This window comes from Agrobacterium leguminum (assembly GCF_005144435.2).
Taxonomy (GTDB): Bacteria; Pseudomonadota; Alphaproteobacteria; order Rhizobiales; family Rhizobiaceae; genus Agrobacterium; species Agrobacterium leguminum.
Window position 1 is genome coordinate 81,927 of record NZ_CP120216.1, and the last position, 18,484, is coordinate 100,410.

20 protein-coding genes and 1 pseudogene are annotated in these 18,484 nt (G+C 59.5%); 16 read left to right on the plus strand and 5 right to left on the minus strand.

Translation table 11 applies throughout. From position 1 onward, the window contains the following. The first annotated feature begins 1 nt into the window (after position 1). The 12 genes from CFBP4996_RS27050 (at position 2) to CFBP4996_RS27105 (ending at position 10,529) form a co-directional block, all read left to right on the plus strand. Positions 2 to 673, plus strand: coding sequence for a VirB8 family type IV secretion system protein (locus CFBP4996_RS27050; protein ID WP_080855031.1), 672 nt, complete (start codon positions 2 to 4; stop codon positions 671 to 673). Continuing rightward, entirely contained in the window at positions 670 to 1,527 is an 858-nt protein-coding gene (virB9, locus tag CFBP4996_RS27055; RefSeq protein WP_080855032.1) for a P-type conjugative transfer protein VirB9, read from the plus strand. The genes CFBP4996_RS27050 and virB9 overlap by 4 nt, the downstream gene beginning before the upstream one ends. Positions 1,528 to 1,535: 8 nt before the next feature. After that, a complete protein-coding gene (virB10, locus tag CFBP4996_RS27060) occupies positions 1,536 to 2,711 on the plus strand; it encodes a type IV secretion system protein VirB10 (RefSeq protein ID WP_080855033.1) in 1,176 nt (391 codons plus the stop codon). 8 nt (positions 2,712 to 2,719) lie between these two features. Then, positions 2,720 to 3,733 carry a P-type DNA transfer ATPase VirB11 gene (virB11, locus tag CFBP4996_RS27065; protein ID WP_080855034.1) on the plus strand — a complete coding sequence of 338 codons (1,014 nt, stop codon included), beginning with the start codon at positions 2,720 to 2,722 and terminating at the stop codon, positions 3,731 to 3,733. Between the two features lie 228 nt (positions 3,734 to 3,961). Further along, positions 3,962 to 4,660 carry a hypothetical protein gene (locus CFBP4996_RS27070; protein WP_233283477.1) on the plus strand — a complete coding sequence of 233 codons (699 nt, stop codon included), beginning with the start codon at positions 3,962 to 3,964 and terminating at the stop codon, positions 4,658 to 4,660. Beyond that, the gene (locus CFBP4996_RS27075; protein WP_080855035.1) at positions 4,657 to 5,244 is read left to right on the plus strand and encodes an RES family NAD+ phosphorylase; all 588 of its coding nucleotides are present in this window, start codon (positions 4,657 to 4,659) and stop codon (positions 5,242 to 5,244) included. The genes CFBP4996_RS27070 and CFBP4996_RS27075 overlap by 4 nt, the downstream gene beginning before the upstream one ends. A 535-nt stretch (positions 5,245 to 5,779) precedes the next feature. Then, entirely contained in the window at positions 5,780 to 6,040 is a 261-nt protein-coding gene (locus tag CFBP4996_RS27080; RefSeq protein ID WP_080855036.1) for a hypothetical protein, read from the plus strand. Between the two features lie 245 nt (positions 6,041 to 6,285). Further along, complete coding sequence (locus tag CFBP4996_RS29590) at positions 6,286 to 6,588, plus strand: hypothetical protein (RefSeq protein WP_080855037.1); 303 nt, start codon at positions 6,286 to 6,288, stop codon at positions 6,586 to 6,588. A 100-nt stretch (positions 6,589 to 6,688) separates the two neighbouring features. After that, positions 6,689 to 8,836: a ParB/RepB/Spo0J family partition protein gene (locus CFBP4996_RS27090; RefSeq protein WP_080855038.1), complete on the plus strand. Its 2,148-nt coding sequence runs from the start codon at positions 6,689 to 6,691 to the stop codon at positions 8,834 to 8,836. 71 nt (positions 8,837 to 8,907) lie between these two features. Continuing rightward, positions 8,908 to 9,564, plus strand: coding sequence for a hypothetical protein (locus CFBP4996_RS27095; protein ID WP_080855039.1), 657 nt, complete (start codon positions 8,908 to 8,910; stop codon positions 9,562 to 9,564). Between the two features lie 136 nt (positions 9,565 to 9,700). Continuing rightward, positions 9,701 to 10,123, plus strand: coding sequence for an antirestriction protein (locus CFBP4996_RS27100; RefSeq protein WP_080855040.1), 423 nt, complete (start codon positions 9,701 to 9,703; stop codon positions 10,121 to 10,123). Between the two features lie 112 nt (positions 10,124 to 10,235). Then, a complete protein-coding gene (locus CFBP4996_RS27105; RefSeq protein WP_080855041.1) occupies positions 10,236 to 10,529 on the plus strand; it encodes a DUF5983 family protein in 294 nt (97 codons plus the stop codon). 22 nt (positions 10,530 to 10,551) lie between these two features. On the opposite strand, the pseudogene CFBP4996_RS27110 reads toward CFBP4996_RS27105, so the two are convergent. Both CFBP4996_RS27110 and CFBP4996_RS27115 read right to left on the minus strand, forming a co-directional pair. Then, positions 10,552 to 10,879, minus strand: a pseudogene (locus tag CFBP4996_RS27110) (type II toxin-antitoxin system RelE/ParE family toxin). After that, on the minus strand, positions 10,879 to 11,151 hold the full coding sequence (locus CFBP4996_RS27115; RefSeq protein WP_080855042.1) for a type II toxin-antitoxin system Phd/YefM family antitoxin: 273 nt from the start codon (positions 11,149 to 11,151) through the stop codon (positions 10,879 to 10,881). Before CFBP4996_RS27115 ends, CFBP4996_RS27110 begins: the two are co-directional and overlap by 1 nt. 251 nt (positions 11,152 to 11,402) lie before the next feature. On the opposite strand from CFBP4996_RS27115, the gene CFBP4996_RS27120 reads away from it, so the two are divergent. The 4 genes from CFBP4996_RS27120 to CFBP4996_RS27135 all read left to right on the plus strand — a co-directional run bounded on the left by CFBP4996_RS27120 (position 11,403) and on the right by CFBP4996_RS27135 (position 15,591). Further along, the gene (locus CFBP4996_RS27120; protein ID WP_080855043.1) at positions 11,403 to 12,605 is read left to right on the plus strand and encodes a DUF932 domain-containing protein; all 1,203 of its coding nucleotides are present in this window, start codon (positions 11,403 to 11,405) and stop codon (positions 12,603 to 12,605) included. 82 nt (positions 12,606 to 12,687) lie between these two features. Then, the gene (locus CFBP4996_RS27125) at positions 12,688 to 14,364 is read left to right on the plus strand and encodes an ATP-binding protein (protein WP_137396201.1); all 1,677 of its coding nucleotides are present in this window, start codon (positions 12,688 to 12,690) and stop codon (positions 14,362 to 14,364) included. 85 nt (positions 14,365 to 14,449) lie between these two features. Continuing rightward, positions 14,450 to 15,448, plus strand: coding sequence for a hypothetical protein (locus tag CFBP4996_RS27130; RefSeq protein ID WP_080855392.1), 999 nt, complete (start codon positions 14,450 to 14,452; stop codon positions 15,446 to 15,448). Between the two features lie 14 nt (positions 15,449 to 15,462). Continuing rightward, a complete protein-coding gene (locus CFBP4996_RS27135) occupies positions 15,463 to 15,591 on the plus strand; it encodes a hypothetical protein (protein WP_272868913.1) in 129 nt (42 codons plus the stop codon). On the opposite strand, the gene CFBP4996_RS27140 is transcribed toward CFBP4996_RS27135, so the two are convergent. The 3 genes from CFBP4996_RS27140 to CFBP4996_RS27150 all read right to left on the minus strand — a co-directional run bounded on the left by CFBP4996_RS27140 (position 15,581) and on the right by CFBP4996_RS27150 (position 18,419). Beyond that, complete coding sequence (locus tag CFBP4996_RS27140) at positions 15,581 to 15,790, minus strand: hypothetical protein (protein WP_080855045.1); 210 nt, start codon at positions 15,788 to 15,790, stop codon at positions 15,581 to 15,583. The genes CFBP4996_RS27135 and CFBP4996_RS27140 overlap by 11 nt on opposite strands. Positions 15,791 to 15,882: 92 nt before the next feature. Continuing rightward, positions 15,883 to 17,073, minus strand: a complete 1,191-nt coding sequence (locus CFBP4996_RS27145) for a DUF1173 domain-containing protein (RefSeq protein ID WP_080855046.1) — start codon at positions 17,071 to 17,073, stop codon at positions 15,883 to 15,885. 125 nt (positions 17,074 to 17,198) lie between these two features. Continuing rightward, entirely contained in the window at positions 17,199 to 18,419 is a 1,221-nt protein-coding gene (locus CFBP4996_RS27150; RefSeq protein ID WP_080855047.1) for an ATP-binding protein, read from the minus strand. Positions 18,420 to 18,484: the final 65 nt, after the last annotated feature.

Here is an 18,484-nt window from a genome sequence, read left to right on the forward strand (position 1 = left end):
GATGGTGAACACCGACAGCCTCAAGAGCTATTTCGACAAGGCGCGCCGCTTCGATCAGGATCGGCTCATCCAGGTCGAGCGCTCGGCCCGCATCGCCTGGTTCGTCGCGATCTCGGCCAGCGTGGTCGCCGTCGTCTCCGTCTTTGCAATCGCCGGCCTCACACCTCTCAAGACGGTCGAGCCGTTCGTCGTGCGGGTCGACAATTCGACGGGGATCGTCGATGTCGTCTCCGCGCTGACCTCGACTGCTGGCACCTATGACGAAGCCGTCACGAAATTTTTCGCTGCCAGATATGTTCGCGCCCGCGAAGGCTATGTCTGGAGCGAGGGGGAGGAGAATTTCCGGACGGTGGCGCTCCTGTCGACACAGCCCGAGCAGTCCCGCTTTGCCGCGGCCTATCGCGGCAGCAATCCGGATTCGCCGCAGAATACCTACGGCCGCAGCGCGACGTCGCGGATCAACATCGTTTCGATCTCGCTGATCAACGCGAATGTGGCATCGGTCCGATACATGCGCACCGTCACGCGCGGCGACGACGTTCGCACCACGCATTGGGTGGCGACGCTCACCTTCTCTTATGTCAACGCCCCGATGTCTTCCACCGATCGGCTGGTCAATCCTTTGGGCTTCGTCGTCAGCGAATATCGCGCCGATCCGGAGGCCATCAATTGAAACAGAGATTTTTGCTCGTTCTTTTCCTGATCGCCGGCTTTTCCTCACGCGCATTAGCTCTGGAGATCCCGCGCGGTGCGTCCCAGGACAGCCGAGTCCGCTTCATCGACTACCAGCCCTACAACATCACTCGGGTCGTCGGCACGCTGCGTTCGTCGGTGCAGGTGGAGTTCGCCGCCGACGAGGAGATCGCCCATGTCGCGCTCGGCAATAGCGTCGCGTGGGAGGTGGCGCCTGCCGGCAATATCCTGTTTCTCAAGCCGCGAGAAAACCAGCCCGTGACCAACATCTCGGTCGTGACGACCAGGCGGGACGGTTCGACGCGCAGCTATCAGATGGAGCTGACGGTCCGCGACGGCAGCGTCGAAGCCGGGCAGAACACCTATTTTTATGTAAAATACCGCTATCCTGCCGATGAAGCGGAGCGCCGGAAACAGGACGCAGCCGCTCGCGCCCTGGCGGCGCAGGCCGGCGAAGCCGATCGCGTTCTGTCCCTTCACGAGGCCTATGGACCCCGCAACTGGCGATATTCCGCTCAAGGTTCGCAAGCGCTCGAACCGCAGGCCGTCTACGACAATGGCAAGGTCACGACCTTCGCCTTTACCGGCAATCAGGAAATGCCGGCGATCTATATGGAAAATTCGGACGGCACGGAAAGCCTGGTTCCAAAATCCGTCGATGGCAATTTGGTGCTGGTCCACGCCATCAGCCGCAAGTTCATGCTGCGCAGGGGCGGCGATGTCCTGTGCGTCTTCAACGAGGCCTACGACCGCGTCGGTATCAATCCCGAGACGAATACAACGTCACCATCGGTCGAGCGCGTCGTCAAGGCCGCCCCCGGCACGGTGCAATAGGAGGTGTCATGGCCGACGAGGAAATCACCCAGATCCCCGGCGAGCGCGCCGAAACATCGACCGGCCGGCGGATCGATAACAACCCGATCCTCAAGCGCGGCGCCGTCGCCGTCGCGATCGTTGCCTTTGTTGCCTTCGCCCTCTGGTCGATGCGCGGGCAGAACAAGCCGTCGGATGGCGCGCAGCCTGAGCGGGTCGTCATCCGCCAGACATCGGATTTCGAGCCGGCAAAGGAGCCGGTTCAGCCGGTGACGACGCCGGCCGAAGTCCAGCTTCCGACACCCGTCATCGCCGAGAAAGCGCCCTCCGACGACGACAAGCTGCTCGATGCTGCGCGGCGCGCGCCGGTGATGGCCTATGGTGCGGAAAAGACGCCGACCGCCAGGCGCCAGCAGGATGACGCCAGTACCGATCTCAACTCGAACTATGTTCCGCTCGCAAACACGCCGGGCAGCTTTACGGGGCAGGGGGAAAACGAGGATCAGCGCTTCAACCGCATGCTGAGCCCGACGCAGTTGGAGGGTTCGCGCGCCGGCACACTCGGCAACCGTGATTTCATCATCGCCATGGGAACCTCCATCCCTTGCGTGCTCGAGACGGCGCTTTCTTCCGATCAGCCGGGCTTCACCAGCTGCGTCATCAACCGCGATGTCCTGTCGGACAACGGCCGTGTCGTGCTGATGGAGAAAGGCACGCAGGTTGTTGGCGAATATCGTGGCGGACTGCGCCGCGGCCAGAAACGCCTGTTTGTCCTCTGGAACCGCGCGAAGACGCCGAAAGGCGTGATCATCACGCTGGCGTCGCCGGCCACCGATGCTCTGGGTCGCGCCGGTATGGACGGCTACGTCGACACGCACTGGTGGGAACGGTTCGGCAGCGCCATCCTGCTGTCGATCGTGGGCGACGTGACATCCTATGCCAACAGCCAATTGCGCGACAGCGACGTTGATGCCCAGAACACCACGAGCGCAGGACAGCAGGCCGCGGCGATTGCCGTCGAACAATCGATCAACATTCCACCGACGCTTATGAAACATCAGGGAGGGCTGATCTCGATCTTCGTGGCGCGCGATCTCGATTTTTCTAGCGTCTACCGGCTGCGCGTGACCGAACCGCGCAACCGCGTCTATGACCGCGCCGTTCTCGGCGATTTTGCCCCGGACTCGAAGCTTGTAACGAAGTAGGTGTTGCGATGACTGAAGCTGCAGATTCCGGTGTCGTGCGAGAGCTTCTCCTGCCGCTGTCGCCGTTCCTTCGCGACAAGGCGCTCTATGAGGTCATTGTCAACAGGCCCGGCAAGGTCGTAACTGAAGGAGCGAATGGATGGCAGGTCCACGATATGCCGGAACTTGCCTATGACCGGCTGATGCGCCTTGCTCGGGCGGTGGCGAGCTACTCCAATCAATCGATCGACGAAACCCGGCCGATCCTGTCGGCGACCCTGCCCGACGACGAGCGAATCCAGATCGTGATCCCGCCTGCGACGACGAGGGGAACCGTCAGCGTCACCATCCGCAAACCGTCCTCGGTGTCGCTCGGCCTTGACGATCTTGACCAGGGTGGACTGTTCGCCGGGGTGGTCCGCACACAAGAGAATAGCGGGCAAACGGACCAACGGTTGTTGGAACTCCATCGCGCCGGCGCTCACAGGCAGTTCCTTCGGGAAGCGGTGCTGGCGCGGAAAAACATCATCATTTCCGGAGCGACGGGATCGGGCAAGACGACGCTATCCAAGGCGTTGATCCAGTACATCCCGGATACTGAACGCATCATTTCCATCGAAGATACCCCGGAACTCGTCATCCCGCAGCCCAACCACGTCCGTCTCTTCTATTCGAAGGGTGGCCAGGGGACTGCGAAGATCGGCGCCAGGGACCTTCTCGAATCCTGCCTGCGCATGCGGCCGGACCGAATATTGTTGCAGGAGCTCAGAGATGGCACGGCCTTTTACTACATTCGCAATGTGAATTCCGGACATCCCGGTTCAATCACGACGGTACATGCCGACTCTCCGCGCCTTGCCTTCGAGCAACTAACCTTGTTGGTGAAGGAGTCGGACGGTGGTGGCGACCTCGAACGGCATGACATACGCGAAATGCTGACGATCGCGATCGATATCATCGTCCAATGCAAGCGGATCGACGGGCGGTTTAGGGTGACCGAAATCTATTTTCGTGACGCGCTTGCGTCCGGCGTCGAGGGTTGATCAGAGGGCGTCGACATGGTGCTCATGCACATAACGTTTGGCGCTGCAGCACTCCGGGAATGGTGTCATCGATGCTGAATTGTCGCGCTTTATCTCTCCCAAGGCAGTTTTCCTCATAGGTGTCCGACGAAAGCCAGTTGAAGCTGCCAAGCCAAATTTGAGCGGTTTTAAGTTGTCATAGTTGACAAAGTTGCTTCAAGTGGCCATCTTCTCTTCAGGAGAACCGCCATGGCCCAGAAGACCCAGTCCAAGACATTGAAAACCAGCACTAAGACCCCGAACGGCATCATGACAATGTTTGTTCTTGATGCGAACCCTTTCGAAGAGGTTGCCGGATTCCAGTTGCCCGCGGGAGCGCGGCTTGCCGTCGTGACCTCGAAACCGGAAACGGCGAGTTCTATCGCCCGGACAGTCGGAAAACGCTTTCGCGGCAATAGCATGGTCGTTCGAAGCACGCGCCCGCTTGCCAAGGCCAAGGAAAGCGCCGAGACGACGAGCACGGTCAACAAGGCCGCTTTCGAGCCGGACGCACGCAGCCAGGCGGTACTTCAGGGCGTTCGGATTGCGCAGAACGATCTAAAGGCAGCAGGCGGTGCTTACGATCTGGAGCAGGTCAGAACGCTCCTGCATGGGGTCTCCCGTCAGGCTGTCGACAAGCGTGTGCAAGAAGGAAGTTTGCTCGCCGTCCCCGGCCCGAGCAACAGGCGCTGCTACCCGACGCTTCAGTTCAACCGGGACGGTAGTGTGGTGGCAGGTCTCAAGGAGGTACAGGATGCGCTTCCCGTTGAAAGCCCCTGGGCTGTGCTGAACTTCCTCGCGCGGCCGGATGATCGTCTGGATGGGCGCAAGCCGATCGACCTTCTGCGAGAGGGAAGCCTTCCGTTGGTTCTCGAAGCGGCGAACCGCTATGGTGAGCAGGGCGCGTGACCGTCCCATTTCCACCGTTAGACCTGCATGGCCGTCGTCCGAATACCGTTTCACTCCCCGCAGGGAGTGAAACCCATCGATTCTACACGGCTATATACGAACCCATCTTCTTTGACCGATCCAGGACCGGCCGCTTTAACGCTCCCGATGGCTCTTACGGCGTGCTCTATGTCGCGAAGCTCGTCAACGGTGCGTTTGCCGAGACGTTCTTGCGCTCGCCAGGAAACACGCTGATTGACGGTGGCTTTTTAAAACGCAAGGGATATGTCCGGCTTAAAACTGTGTCGTCGCTGAAGCTGATCGATCTGACCGGTCCGGGACTTGCGATTGTTGGAGCGACGGCGGAAATCCCGCATTCGGGGCTTCCCTATGATGCGGCTCAAGCCTGGTCAAAGGCGCTGTTTGAGCACCCTGTCGGGGCAGATGGAATTGCCTATCATGCGCGCCACGATGATACAGAGATCTGCTATGCGATCTTCGATCGCGTGGGACCAGCTATCGTGGAAACTTCCCGCGAACTGGATCTCGACCAGGATTGGTTCTGGGAGACCGGTGCTCGATATGGGGTCGGTTTAGCACCATAGACCAAGATCTCGAATTCATTCGACAGCGAATGGGAAAACTGCGCTTTGTGCTCGTCTGCTTTCGGAGGCGATGGGAGCAAGATGATCGCTGTTGTCGCGGCGTACCTTCCCAGCCCAAGACTTATGATATTGGTTCTGAAACTCCTATGCCGGCTTGATCCCCACTCGTGCGATTGGCGCGAAGGGCCGGAAGCGGGGGAAATTGTGGCCGGGGCGAGAGAGCTGGAGAGAAATGGCGGGCAAACTCGCCAGGTCCTGGACACGAGAACAGCCCAACAGCCCTCGGCGCGCCGCTTCATTGCAACAGCGCGGATCCTCACAAGACCATTCTGTCTATCGATTTTTGGTTCTTGCCGGACATCTTGTCAGCGTCGGCGTCGCCGGTCTTGCCATTCAATTGCTTGTGGGGTTCTTGATAAACAAGTTTTCGGTCCGGTGAATCGAGGAAGGATGGAAAGGTACTTCAGCGACATCAATACCGGTCGTTAAGCATCGACGTATGATGATATGTAGTAAAGAGAGGTGATATTTTATCATGCCGGAATTAACGCGCGCCAGGCTCTACAATCTTGTCTGGACCAAACCGCTGAGAACAATCGCTCAGGAATATGGCCTTGACCCGATCCATTTGGCCAAAGCCTGTGACGCCTATGACGTAGCCCGGCCTCCGGCGGGTTATTGGCAGAAGATGGAGCACGGCAAGTCTGTTCAGAGGCCGCCACTCTCAAATAGGACGTTTGGCCCCGAAGATATCCCGGAATTGAAACAACGAAATGTCAAGAACGACAAAAAGTGATGAGATGAAACGGTTCTCTCAAACACACCAGCGATAACGCAGCGCACAGCGGCATAGAAATGACCGCCGCCAAGGTCTGGCGGCCTCCAGCTTGAACCCAATCTGGCACTGATAAGAATGGCGCCGAACTGGTGGTTACGGTGTTTAGGGGCGCCCCATAGGCTTTCCGGTGAAATGCTCTTCCAAACCAGGGACGCGCTTGCCATGATCCCTGAGTTCATCCTTCGGTCCGGCATACCGGTAGAATGACGCGCTCGATCGAGCTTCTTGCGCAGATCAGAAACGAACGTATCAGATTGCGGTATGGCGGCCTGTACGAAGCGCACTTGTGCGTTTGTGAGCGCGAACTTGTGGCCGCGCATCCTGCCTGCGACTGCCTTACAGAAATCTTCGGCGTCGATCTCGCGACCCTGCGCCGAAAGCAGAGCGGATTGATGGATGGGTTGGAGAGCCGCTTGCGATCGAGCATTGCGCGATGGCCCTCTCTGGCCGCCCGCCTGGTCCTTTGCGGGGCCGGTGATGCAGCGGATGCCCGCGGGAAGCGGTGAGGGCGAGGGATGCGGTTGGAGGGAGAGGGGGGAAGGGGAGTTCGTGGCGGATTGTGGTTGTCGGAGAATGGCTCCGGCCAATCCGCCGCGGAGAAATGACATGGCACAGGCCATCCAGAAAATCACGCTCAATGCCGGGCGCGACATCCCGTTCAACAAGCTCGTTTTGAGCCAGCAGAACGTCCGCAAGATCAAGGCAGGTGTCTCGATCGAGGAGCTTGCCGAAGACATCGCCCATCGGGGACTGCTGACCAGTCTCAACGTCCGAGCCGAGATCGATGTCGACGGCAACGAGACCGGAATTTACCGCATCCCGGCCGGCGGCCGCCGGTATCGCGCGCTGGAACTGCTGGTCAGCCAGAAGAAGCTGTCGAAGACCGTTCCTGTTCCATGCATCGTCAGTAAGGGCGAAACTCCTGAAGTCGAGGACTCGCTTGCCGAAAACGTTCACCGCTTGCAGCTCCATCCACTCGACCAGTTCAGGGCTTTTAAGGCCCTCAGCGACCAGGGGCTGACGAACATTGAGATCGCGGCCCGGTTTTTCGTGTCGCCCACTCACGTCGCACAGCGTCTGAAGCTCGCAAAGCTCTCGCCAAAGCTGCTTGACCTTTACGAACAGGATGAGATCAAGCTCGACCAGCTTGAGGCATTCGCGATCTCCGAAGACCATACCCGTCAAGAACAGGTATGGGACGCGCTGTCGCGCTCCTATAATAGGGAGGCGCGTTACATTCGCCGGCTCCTCACCGAAACTGCGATGCGCGCCAATGATCGCCGGGCGGTATATGTTGGCATTGAGGCCTACGAAGCTGCCGGCGGTATCGTGATGCGCGACCTGGTCGAGGAGGATCACGGCGGATGGCTGCAGGATCCTGCGTTGTTGGAACAGCTCGTATTCGAGAAGCTGGCGATCGATGCCGAGGCTCTGAAGGCCGAGGAAGGCTGGAAATGGGTCGACGCTGCGATCGACTTCTCTTACGGCCACGCCTCCGGCCTTCGCCGTTTCTATGGCAAACAGGCCGAGTACACGGAAGAAGAGCTGGCACGTCACGACGCCCTGAAGGCGGAATACGACAAGCTCGATGCCGACTATGCCGAGACGGAAGACTATTCCGAGAAAACCGAGGCTCGACTTGAGGAACTCGGCAATGAACTAGATGCGTTGAACGACCGGCCCTATGTCTTCGATCCGGACGACGTCGCGCGTGGCGGCGCCTTCATCTCGCTTGCCGTCAATGGCGAATTGAAAATCGAACGCGGTTTCGTCCGACCCGAAGATGAGCCCGTTGTCGAGGCGGATGACGGTGAGACCGACTACGGCGATGGTCAGCGCGGAAATGACACCGTTGCGGTCTCGGCGAATGGTGGCGTTTCGATCAACGGCAAGCCTGCGGGTGTCGAGGAGCCGGAAGACGATGACGGTAAGCTCCGCCCCCTTTCCGATCGCGTCATCGAAGATCTGACGGCCGCCCGCACCGTCGCCCTTCGCAACGCACTGGCGAACGATCCGGTAATAGCCTTCGTCGCGGCGCTCCATGTGGCGGTTCTGACAATCTTCTATAGATACGGGGCTGACTCTTGCCTGGAGATCACGCTGCAGCATACCGGGTTCAGCCAGACCCAGGGGCTCGGCGATACAGCCTGGGCGAAAGAGATCGAACAACGGCAGGAATCGTGGGGTCATGATCTCCCCGCGAACGCTGAGGGGGTCTGGGACTATCTGATCACGCTCGATGAAACCAGTCGCATGGCGCTGTTCGCCCATTGCGTCTCACTGTCGGTAAACACCACGGTTCAGGCGTGGAACCGGCGGACCAAGGAAAACATCCATGCCCGACAGCTCGCCCGTTCACTCGGCTTTGGTATGGTGGAGGCGGGCTGGACGCCGACGGTCGACAACTATCTGGGGCGCGTGACCAAGGCGCATATCCTGCAGGCGGTCCGCGAGGGGAAGGGTGAACAGTCGGCGCAGCTTATCGATCATCTGAAGAAGCCCGACATGGCGCGCGAGGCGGCCCGCTTGCTCGAAGACAGCGGTTGGCTCCCCGAAGTGCTCCGACTTCCGATCGCTGAAACGACGACGGGCAGCGACGTCGATGCGATGGTGACCGACGACGGTATTGAAGACAATGCCGTCGAAAGTGCTGACGTCGATCTGCCGGCCTTCCTGACCGAGGACCAGGATGCGGAGCAGGTAGCCACCGATCCGGTCGACGACGACGGTGAGCATCTCGAAGCCGCCGAGTAACCACGTCAAAAGCCCGTCCCAACGGAAGCCCGGACGAGAGCCGGGCTTCTCTGTTTTTCAGGAGCACAGCCATGCCTGCTTACACGATCGAAACGACCTATACCCTGCCGATATTTCGGCAACGCACTTACATCGCCGACACGCCGGAGGAGGCCTGCAAGGCCGCGCTCGTGGACGACAATTGGGAGTCTTTGCAGAAGAATTATGATGCTTCCGGTGAGGTTCACGTCACCGGCATTTGGAAGGGGGAAAAGGCTCATTACACCGGATCATCGATCCCCGTGCCGTCACAGTTTGACGAAGCGGTCCAGCGCCGCGCCGACCACTTCGAGATATTGCTCGGACTGCTGAAGATGATGGTCCACGATGCCCATGCGACGCGAGCTTCGCCGTCGTACTGGCTGGCCAAGACGGCGTGGGCAATCGCGCGAGGTGAGGCAATTCTCGCGCATGCAGCCGATCCCGAGGAGCCGATCGACGCCCCGAGGGCAAGCCATATCCTCGCGCGTTTGTGCGAAGAGCGGGTCCGTATCGCGATAGCCGCCGTACTTGATGTCGATGACAGCTTCGGATCACTTTCGACGGATTCGGTGACAGACGAAGAGATCCAGTCGGCTTGCGAGACCACCATCTCAATGGTGGATCTCTCCGATGCGGTGAGTAACGCCGAATTTCATGCGGCAATGGTGGCTATCCGATCTGCGGCCCGTCGTCTCCATCCAGATTGACGCAGATGAACCGCTGTTGGCACGGGTTGCGGTTTCGGTCAGCGGGGAAGGGAAGAGTGGGCCGGGAGAGGGCGAACCGGGCGGTTGAGAGAGGGCTGCCTGGTCTGAGCCCACCCGCCTCTCTGGAGAAAGATCGATGTCGATAGTCGAAACAGGACCCCAACCCGCCACCATCGTCCCTGACGCGCGCCGCCCGCAATTCCTGCCCGCCCTGTTCGGGCGCTCGCTGCTGATCATCGGCGAGAACGCAGTTTACGGTCTCATGGAAAGACTGAGCCCCCTCGATTACCACGGCGGTTTCTGGGACTTCTATGAGCATGAGGGCAAGCCGATGTTTCTGGCCCCGAAGTCCAGATCACGTTTCCGGATTACCGGAGAGATCACCGGGTTTCAGGGGGAGGTATCGGCGGAAGCTGCGGGGATTATCGCCACGCTCTTTGCTTTCTCGCACCTCTCCTTCCGGCACCAGTCCGACCATCTCTCGGAAGGCTATGGCCGTCTCTACGCCTATTCGGCCGAACATCCCGAAGCCTCCGAGATTTTTCAGGCGATCGACTGAAGCACGATGTCTGCCCGCCTCGGTTGGCGCAGCTATCCAGCAATTTGAATGGCTCGTCCGGACGGTGTGCCGTCCGGACGAGCCATCCCGCAATCCGAAAAGGTCGAACCTGATGACGACATTGGAAAGCCGCACATTCGTGACCATCTCGACAGGTCATATGAGCGCCGCAACCGCAAAGTTTCTCGACAACACACCCTGCGCGCAATGGCCCTGCGTTGGAGGGAGTTACGCCGACTATGGCTGGTTCTTCTACGCCCATGACGAGAACGCCGGCGAAGGGGACCAGCACATTCCCGATGATCTCTTTGCCGTCATGACATGGGCGCGCCAAAAAGGATTCAGCCATGTCCTGCTCGATCGCGATGCTGAGCAGGTCGATGACCTGCCTTGGCACGATTGGTGACACGGGTGCATCGGCGCCTGGGCTATTCAGCGCGACAGCCGCATTCTAGAAAGGACTGCGTGTCGCGGCGACCATCGGCGATGCAATAGACGATCACATCCTCTCCGATGATGCGATAGATCATCCGCCAGGGCTTATGATGCAGTTCCCGATAGTCGGTTATGCCGAGACCGGTCAGTTCCTTCGGAACATTCCCCCCGGGTGGGCAAATCTTCCAGTCCCAGACAGGTTTACTCGGTTGCGAGGAGAAACCGTTCAGCGGCCTGGATGCCACCGTGGCCAGCGGGGAGGTGGTGGAGATCTTCGAGGCTCCGTTCCGCGTCCTCCGTAAACAGAACCTGATACGGCATCAGGCATCGGGCTTCGCTAAGGGCGCACGAAGGCGCGCGAAGGTTTCTTTCGCGGGGCGGACCTTCCCGTCCTCGACCTGCTTGTTCGTCAACGCCAGCACCTTCAAAAGCGCCAGCGTTTCTTCATATTGCGTGATGTGCTGAAGCACCGCTTTCGCCTCGCCGTGCACTGTGATCACCACTGGCTGCCGGTCGGCGGCGAGCTGGCGAATAACTTCTGGAGCATGCGCCTTGAGGTAGCTGACGGGCTTCACCTGTTCCGACAGTTTCATCGATCCGATCTCCCTTTGACCACAATATATAGGCCGTCAATGGCCCGCCGGGAAGCGATGATTGCCAAGTCGCAAGAGGGGGAGGCGGGCCGCTTGCGGGGCGGCGGCTGCCGGAGGGCCGGAGAAAGGGTTTTCGTGATCGCCTGCATCGCGGTGCCAGCCTGACGGCGACGTCATCCATTCTTCCTTCGCCAGCCCGGTGGGTCGCGAGAGCGTTCCAGCCGGGCTCTTTCGTTCCAGGAGATTTAAGCATGAACACCATGATTTCCAGCCCCCCTCGGACCCAACGACCGGCATCGTCCGGTTTCAAGGTCGACATTTCCCGCGGCGAGCGCATTGGGCGGGTGTCGTCAGAATGGTTCTCGCGTCCGGACGACGAGCGCTATCTGTCGCTTTCAGATCTTCATCGCGCGGTCAGCACCAGAACCGAGCAAGCGCGTGTTCGCACCGTCGAGACCGCCGAAATTCGTGTCGAGGCGACCCGCGACAATGCCGAGCGCTTATCCCTGATCGTCCCCGGCGGGCGTGAACCGCTTGCGCCGACACACTGGAGCTATGGGCAGCTTTGCAGCCTGGTCGGTGCGCCCGCAAGCTACATGCGCCAATTGCCCGCGCCGCTCGCTGCGATCAATCTTCAGCATGGGCTCCTCAACCACAATGCCGAAATAGTGAAAACCTTGGAGATGGACGACGGCCGCCTCGAACTGCGGGCGGTCACCGGTCCCGAATACGGCCGGATCTGGGACAAGGATCTGATCGCCGCTATCATGAATATTGCAGGTGACGGCACAGGCGACACGATCTGGAAAGTGCCCGGTCTGCTCGACTGGTCGACTATGACCCACAATCCCTTCGTCGATATCACCAAGGATACAACCACGCTTTATGCCAGCGATCGCGACGTGTTCGTCTTCCTGTGCGATGACACCCACCCGATCGAAGCAGGTCGTCTGCCGAACGGCGACCCCGATCTCTATTTCCGCGGCTTCTATGCCTGGAACTCCGAGGTGGGCAGAAAAACCCTTGGAATTGCAAGCTTTTACCTGCGGGCAGTGTGCGCCAATCGCAATCTTTGGGGCACCGAAAATTTCGAGGAAATCACCATCCGCCACTCGAAATTCGCCGCACAGCGCTTCGCCCACGAGGCCGCTCCAGCGCTGACAAACTTCGCAAGCTCCTCGCCGGCACCCTTCATCGCCGGCATTCGGGCCGCCCGTGAACGCGTCGTTGCCCGCAATGATGAGGATCGGCAGACGTTCCTGCGCCGCCGGGGTTTCTCCAAGGCCGAAACGGGCAAGATCATCGAGACGGTTTTATCCGAGGAGGGGAGACCCCCTGAGAGCATTTTCGACTTTGTGCAGGGCATCACCGCGCTGGCGCGGGGAAAGTCGCATCAGGACATCCGGCTCGAGCTTGAAGGCAAGGCGAAAAAACTGCTCGAAAGCGCCGCCTGACCACGGCAGCCCAATGTCGATCCTCATCCATCCCCTCCATCGCCCGGCCGTCGCGCCGGGCTTTCTGTTCCGGAGAACCGAAATGACAGATTTCTCATTCCATGCAGAGGTCGCGGCAGAAGCCATCGAAAAGGTTGGCCGCCTGTTCAATGCCACGATCGACGATATTCTGGGCGAGTTGCTGCAAAACGCCCGCCGCGCCGGCGCGACAAAGGTGATGATCGACCAGATTGACGATCCGCGTTTCGGCAAAGCCGTGCGTATCGTGGACAATGGCACCGGTCTCGAAGACCCTCGGTCGCTCTTTTCCCTGGGACACAGCGGCTGGTCCGAAACCCTGTCCCGATCAGAAGACGCCGCCGGCATGGGGTTCTTTGTTCTTGCCAATCGAGGTGCCACGATCATCGCCCGGCGGAAGGGCTCCTCGGGCTCGTGGCTTGTCCAGGCGACCGCAGACGCTTTCCATGGCAAGCAACCAGTCAATGTCGGGGCTGGGCCGCAAGATCATCAGGGCGTGACCATCATCTTTCCCGAAACAGGAAACGAGAACGTCGCCGGAGCCGTTCAGCATGCGGCCCGCTTTTATCCCATCCCGGTGGAATTCAACGGTGCGACCATGCCGTCGTCGGATTTCCTTGGCGATGCCGAGCACATCGAGGAATGGCGCGGGATACGGATCGGCGTATTCAGTAGCAACCCCGGTCGATACAATTTCGACAACGCCAATTTTCACGGTGTGACGCTCGGGATGCCGCTGCCCGAGCTTCGCCAGTCATGGCATCGTTCCTTCTTCGCACGGGTGGATGTCGTCGATTGCGCCCATCTCAAGCTTGTGCTGCCAGCGCGCAAGGAAGTCGTGCGCAACGAAATGTTCGATGCCTTGCTGGAGGAGGTCGACCGCATCTATTTCCGCCTGACTGCTGCTTCCGGTCCGCATAGCCTGTCGTTCAAGGACTATCAGCGGGGACGCTCTCTCGGCATCGATCTGAATGAGGCTGCACCGGCCTTGAGACCATTTTCCCCGGTCTTCGCGGAATCCGACCGCAATGAACTCTTGCCCGCCAAACAGATCAGCCAGAACGCTCACATCTATGAGGGCGGCGGCCCCCTTGAAGAGCAGAACGTTGCGCGTGCGTTTGCCGACTGGGGCGATGCTCCGCCGATTTTCGAACCGAACCGCGCCTTTGCTGGCTATTTCTGGTACGACCGGCTAAGCAGGATCGTCCTCAAGAGCTACAAGATGGTCATTGGCGATGCCGGTGAGGAGATCGATCCAGTCGGCTCGGTCGAGACCGAGGGACGGCCTGACCGGCTGGAGATCGTCCTTGAGACGGGAGATGCGAAGGCGGTGGATATCCGGCATCTCGAAACCGATCTGATCGTCGCAGGTCCCGAATACGGTTCGCTCCACGAGGCGGATATCCTGGTGACGCGAAAATCGACGATCACGCCGTTGGCGTTGCGCATGTTCCTGATCGATGCATTGTTTTGCCCATCCGACGATACAGACGACGCATCCTATGATCAGCAACTGGAATGGTTTTCTGACGAAGCGGAAGACCTGAGCGTCAACCTGCTGATGTCAGCGGCCGAGGCTGACATCAATGCCATTATCCGCGCCGTCGAGCGTGAGGTGGCGTGGCGTGTCCCGAAGAAGGGATCGATCGTGATCCGGATCGATGACCGCAAGGTTTCCGTCGAAGGAATGCCGTGCGCTGAAGATGCCGCCGCCGAATCTCAGCCTGATCTCGCCGGTTAGCAGCGACCGTCGCACCAGCACTCAGCATTTTCTCAAAAGGACCCGGCCATTGCGCCGGGTTTTGACGTTCATGGAAGGAACCGTCATGACCACCCTCGAAACTAGAATTTACACCTACCCGCCTATCCCGCTCGCCGACATCAGCCCGCTCGAAATGCTGATCCTCACCAATGTGCTCGAATGTAGCGAGACAGACACGGGCCTTGTGCTTTTCACTGATTTCGGGCCGACCAATACGATCCGCGTGGCGCGTAGCGAACTGGCCGATGCGTATCGCGCCTCGGCACACTATGCCGAGGAGCCGGTCAATGTCTTCATCGCCAGTCGTGTCCTCGCCCTTCTACCGGCCGGCGGTAACGCGGTCGAGGAGGATGCGATGCTCGACATTGATCTCAGCCAGTTCCCATGGCAGTTCGTCGTCCAGGGTATCGTGGCGCGATCGGCGGATTTGCGCGAGGTCACCGTGATCCAATGGATGAACCACCCCTCTCAACGTCCAGACTCATACGGCGCCGGCGTTTCGCTGATCACCGCCAGAGCCATCCACCATGCGAGCAGCGAAGATCTTCTCGCCCGCTTCAGGCTCCAGGATCAGGCGTTGCCGTCCGCGGCCTCGCCAGCCCCTTCGGAGAGCAACAGCGCCTTGGCCGGTATTGGTGCAAGCGATCCGTTCACGGTGAAGGAGTTTGAGACAGCGCTCTGCATCTGGGAGGCTATGCTTTATTTCCGCGGGCTTCATCAGGGCGGGCGGCCGGTCCCGGACACGATCGTCCGCATGTCGCAAATCTGGGATGCCGTTGGATGGCAGGCCATGCGGTCCCATGTTCGCGCGCTCGTGCCCTTCGCACTCGACGTCTATGACGGCCTGTTCGAGGACCTTGAGGAAGGAGGCTTCACCTTCGATTTCGATTTCGTGCCCGCCTTCGTCGCGGCCCTGCTCTGGTCCGATGAAGGAGCCTGCCGCGAAGGCGAGCGGCAAGAGTTTCTCGAAGGCGTGATGGTCGCGGTCAGGCGCCATCGGCAGGACGTTGCCGCGCAAAACGCATCCAGCTTCAATCCGGACCCGGGCCGGGCCGGCTTGTGAGGAAGGGGGCGAATATGGCCCTGTTCAAGGCAACCATCGAGATTCTTGTCGACGTTGATCATGGGGCCGAAGCCTGTGACTGCATCGCGAGACTTTACGCGAACTGCTCGCCGAAACCGGTTTATGACGTCGTCAGGCGCTGAGATCGGGGAGGTTCAGGGGCGCGTCAGCGTCCGACGGCTGCTCGGCCGTGCTTGCGTTAATCACGCCAGCCATTTCATTGGCGGCAACCTGATTGCTTGCCGCTTTCAAGTCGATAGCGCCCCAGATCGAGTTTGGTTGCGTGGATTGGCGACGCCGGTTCTTGAACTCGACGATAAACCGCTTTTTCTCTGGCTTCATGGTGCTCCGGCTGACTGTAGCGGATGAATTTCTCCGTAATAGGTGCTCTTATTCGCCGTGTCCTGTCAACGGTCGGTAGCGCGGAACCCGGATCAAGGGAGTGGGGGTATTTCGCCGTCCGCCACACGCCAGACCCACGGGGTGATCTCCGGTCGCGTTTCGATCATGTCGGCCAGCGCACGTTCATAGTCGTCACCGGCGCCTGGAGGGACGATAAACATTGCGACGGGTGCCGGCTTCTGCTCGGGCATGGTCACAGACACGATCGGCGCATCGCGGGGCAGGTTGAAACGCAGCCCTTTGACGGTCTTTCGCTTCAGGTGACCAAGCTTCTCCAGCAGCTTGAGTTCGTGAATGTCCTCGAACGGCAGCCAGTGATCGTTGACCACCATCAGTGCGACCTCTTCCACGGATGCGATGCCGGCGGCGGAAATGCCGAACGTGGCGATGACGATCAGATGGAACGCCTCGCTTGATCTCCACAGTTCGAGCTCGGTCACATAGCGCGCCGTCAGCCGCCGCCATGCGCCGTCCTCGATCATCAGCGGGAAAGGCGTGTGTCGCACGTTGATTTTCTGGCCTTCGCGCGCCGGGGAAAACTCCTTCACCTCGGCCACGATCATCATCAACTTCCGCGGCCCCGACTTTGTTGCCTGCACGCCCTTGAGTGCCGCTGCGCGCCGGGTGGCGATGCCGTCCTTGTCCTCTGGATGGAATACTTCCGGGACGTAGAGCATGTCGACAAGAGGGCCACCTCTCGCTGACATCTGTGAAGCGGCATTGACGAGACTGGAGCGAACCCGGCCCCAGCCGCGCCTGCCTTTCCAGGTTGAGCGCCATTCCGTCAATTCGCCGGCCTCCCAGAGATAATGAAGCATTGCCTTGAGCGACAGCTTTCGCGGCTCGCTCCGGATGCCGGCTTCTGATGATTCAGCCGGTGCGCCTGGCCCGGCACGCGGTCCCCGTTTCGTCAGCGAAAAATCCAGTTTCAGGTCGGTCTTGCCGCTGGCATCGATCTGAATGGCATTGCCAATCAGCGGGCCGAGGCCGGAAAGCTCGTAGGGCGGCTCATAGGAGGGGCATACAGGATCATGGTCTCGCCCCGATAGCGGCATCCGTTTGATAAGGTATTGGTCCTCGACGCGGGCGATGTACATCGGCACGGATGTATCCTTGCACATGCACATTGGTCGCAAACGCTGCTCGTAGGCTTGCGCGAGAAAACCCTGCAATTCAGGCTCGGTCTCCTCGATGACATGATCTCCGATTGCGAATTTCCGCATCCCTGCTCTCCTATGTCTGTCGGCAAAACTATCCGACCACTGACCATTTTACTATTTTAAAACAGTCAGTAAAATAGGGGTGCGATTGCGACACGCGTAGTGAGAAGCCTATTCCTTATACCCGGCTATCGCCAGAGACAGGAGAGCGGAGCTGCGGCGAACCGGTCGCCGAAGGGAACGACATCGGTATTGTCGTAAAGAACGATGCCAAAAGCGAATTTCTTTCCGCATGCTTCCGCCAGCGTTTTCAGTCCTCCAAAGTCACTGGCCCTGACGGTGGCGCTTGCCTTCACTTCGATTCCGACGATCATACCATCGTCGCGTTCGAGTACGACATCGACCTCGCGCATTTGCTGGTCCCGAAAATGGTAGGGAGTGAGCCACAAATCCGAGCCCGTCATGAGTTTCAGGATTTCGGAGAATACGAAGCTCTCCAGTAGGGCACCAAATACGCTGCGATCGGCCTTAACCCTATCAAAAGTCAGTCCCCGGGTCGCGGCCAGCACGCCAGAATCGATAAAATGCAGTTTCGGGGTCTTGGCGATCCGTTTCAGTGCATTGGTATACCAGGGTTGCACAGTGGCAATCAGGAACACCTGCTCGAGGAGACCGACATACCGCTGCCCGGTCTTGTGGCTGACGTTGATGCTCGACCCGAACTGCGAGTAGTTGACCAGTTGTCCTGAATGTTCGGCGAGCAGCCGCACAAACTTCGGAAGTTCGGTCAGCTTCTCGACATCCGCAATGTCCCTTAAGTCGCGCGTCAGAACCGAAGTCAGATAGGATCGTGCCCAATCCTGGCGCCGTCGTTCACTTTCTCTGGCAATCGCCTCCGGAAATCCGCCGAGCAGAACGAGCTTCACAAGATCATCTCCGACGATCGCGTTCTGATCGCCTTGCAACTTTCCTTCGAACAGGCGATGCAGAAACGTCGAAGTCACACCTTTGACTTCTGCGCGGGCGAGCGGCAACATCCGAATGGTTTCCATGCGGCCGGCCAGGCTGTCGGCCACACGAGGCAGCGTAAGCACGTTGGCAGAGCCGGTCAGCAGGAAGCGGCCGGGACGATAATCCTCATCGACCGTCTTCTTGATTGCAAGCAACAGATCGGGTGCCCGCTGGATTTCGTCGATGATAGTCCGGTCAAGACCGCGGATGAAGCCGGCGGGATCTGACTGGGCGGCGGCAAGCACCGTCTGGTCGTCGAGCGTGATATAGCTGCGGTTCGCCTCATCCATCTTCCGCACCAGCGTGGTCTTGCCCGCTCGACGCGGCCCAACGACCAGGACCACGGGCGTATCCGAAAGGGCTTCCTCGACTCTGCGTCTTATAAACCGATTGTACATGCCCATTTCCGATTCTTTGAAAATTGGAACTATCAAGCATGATAATTGGAAGTCAACTTTTTGTT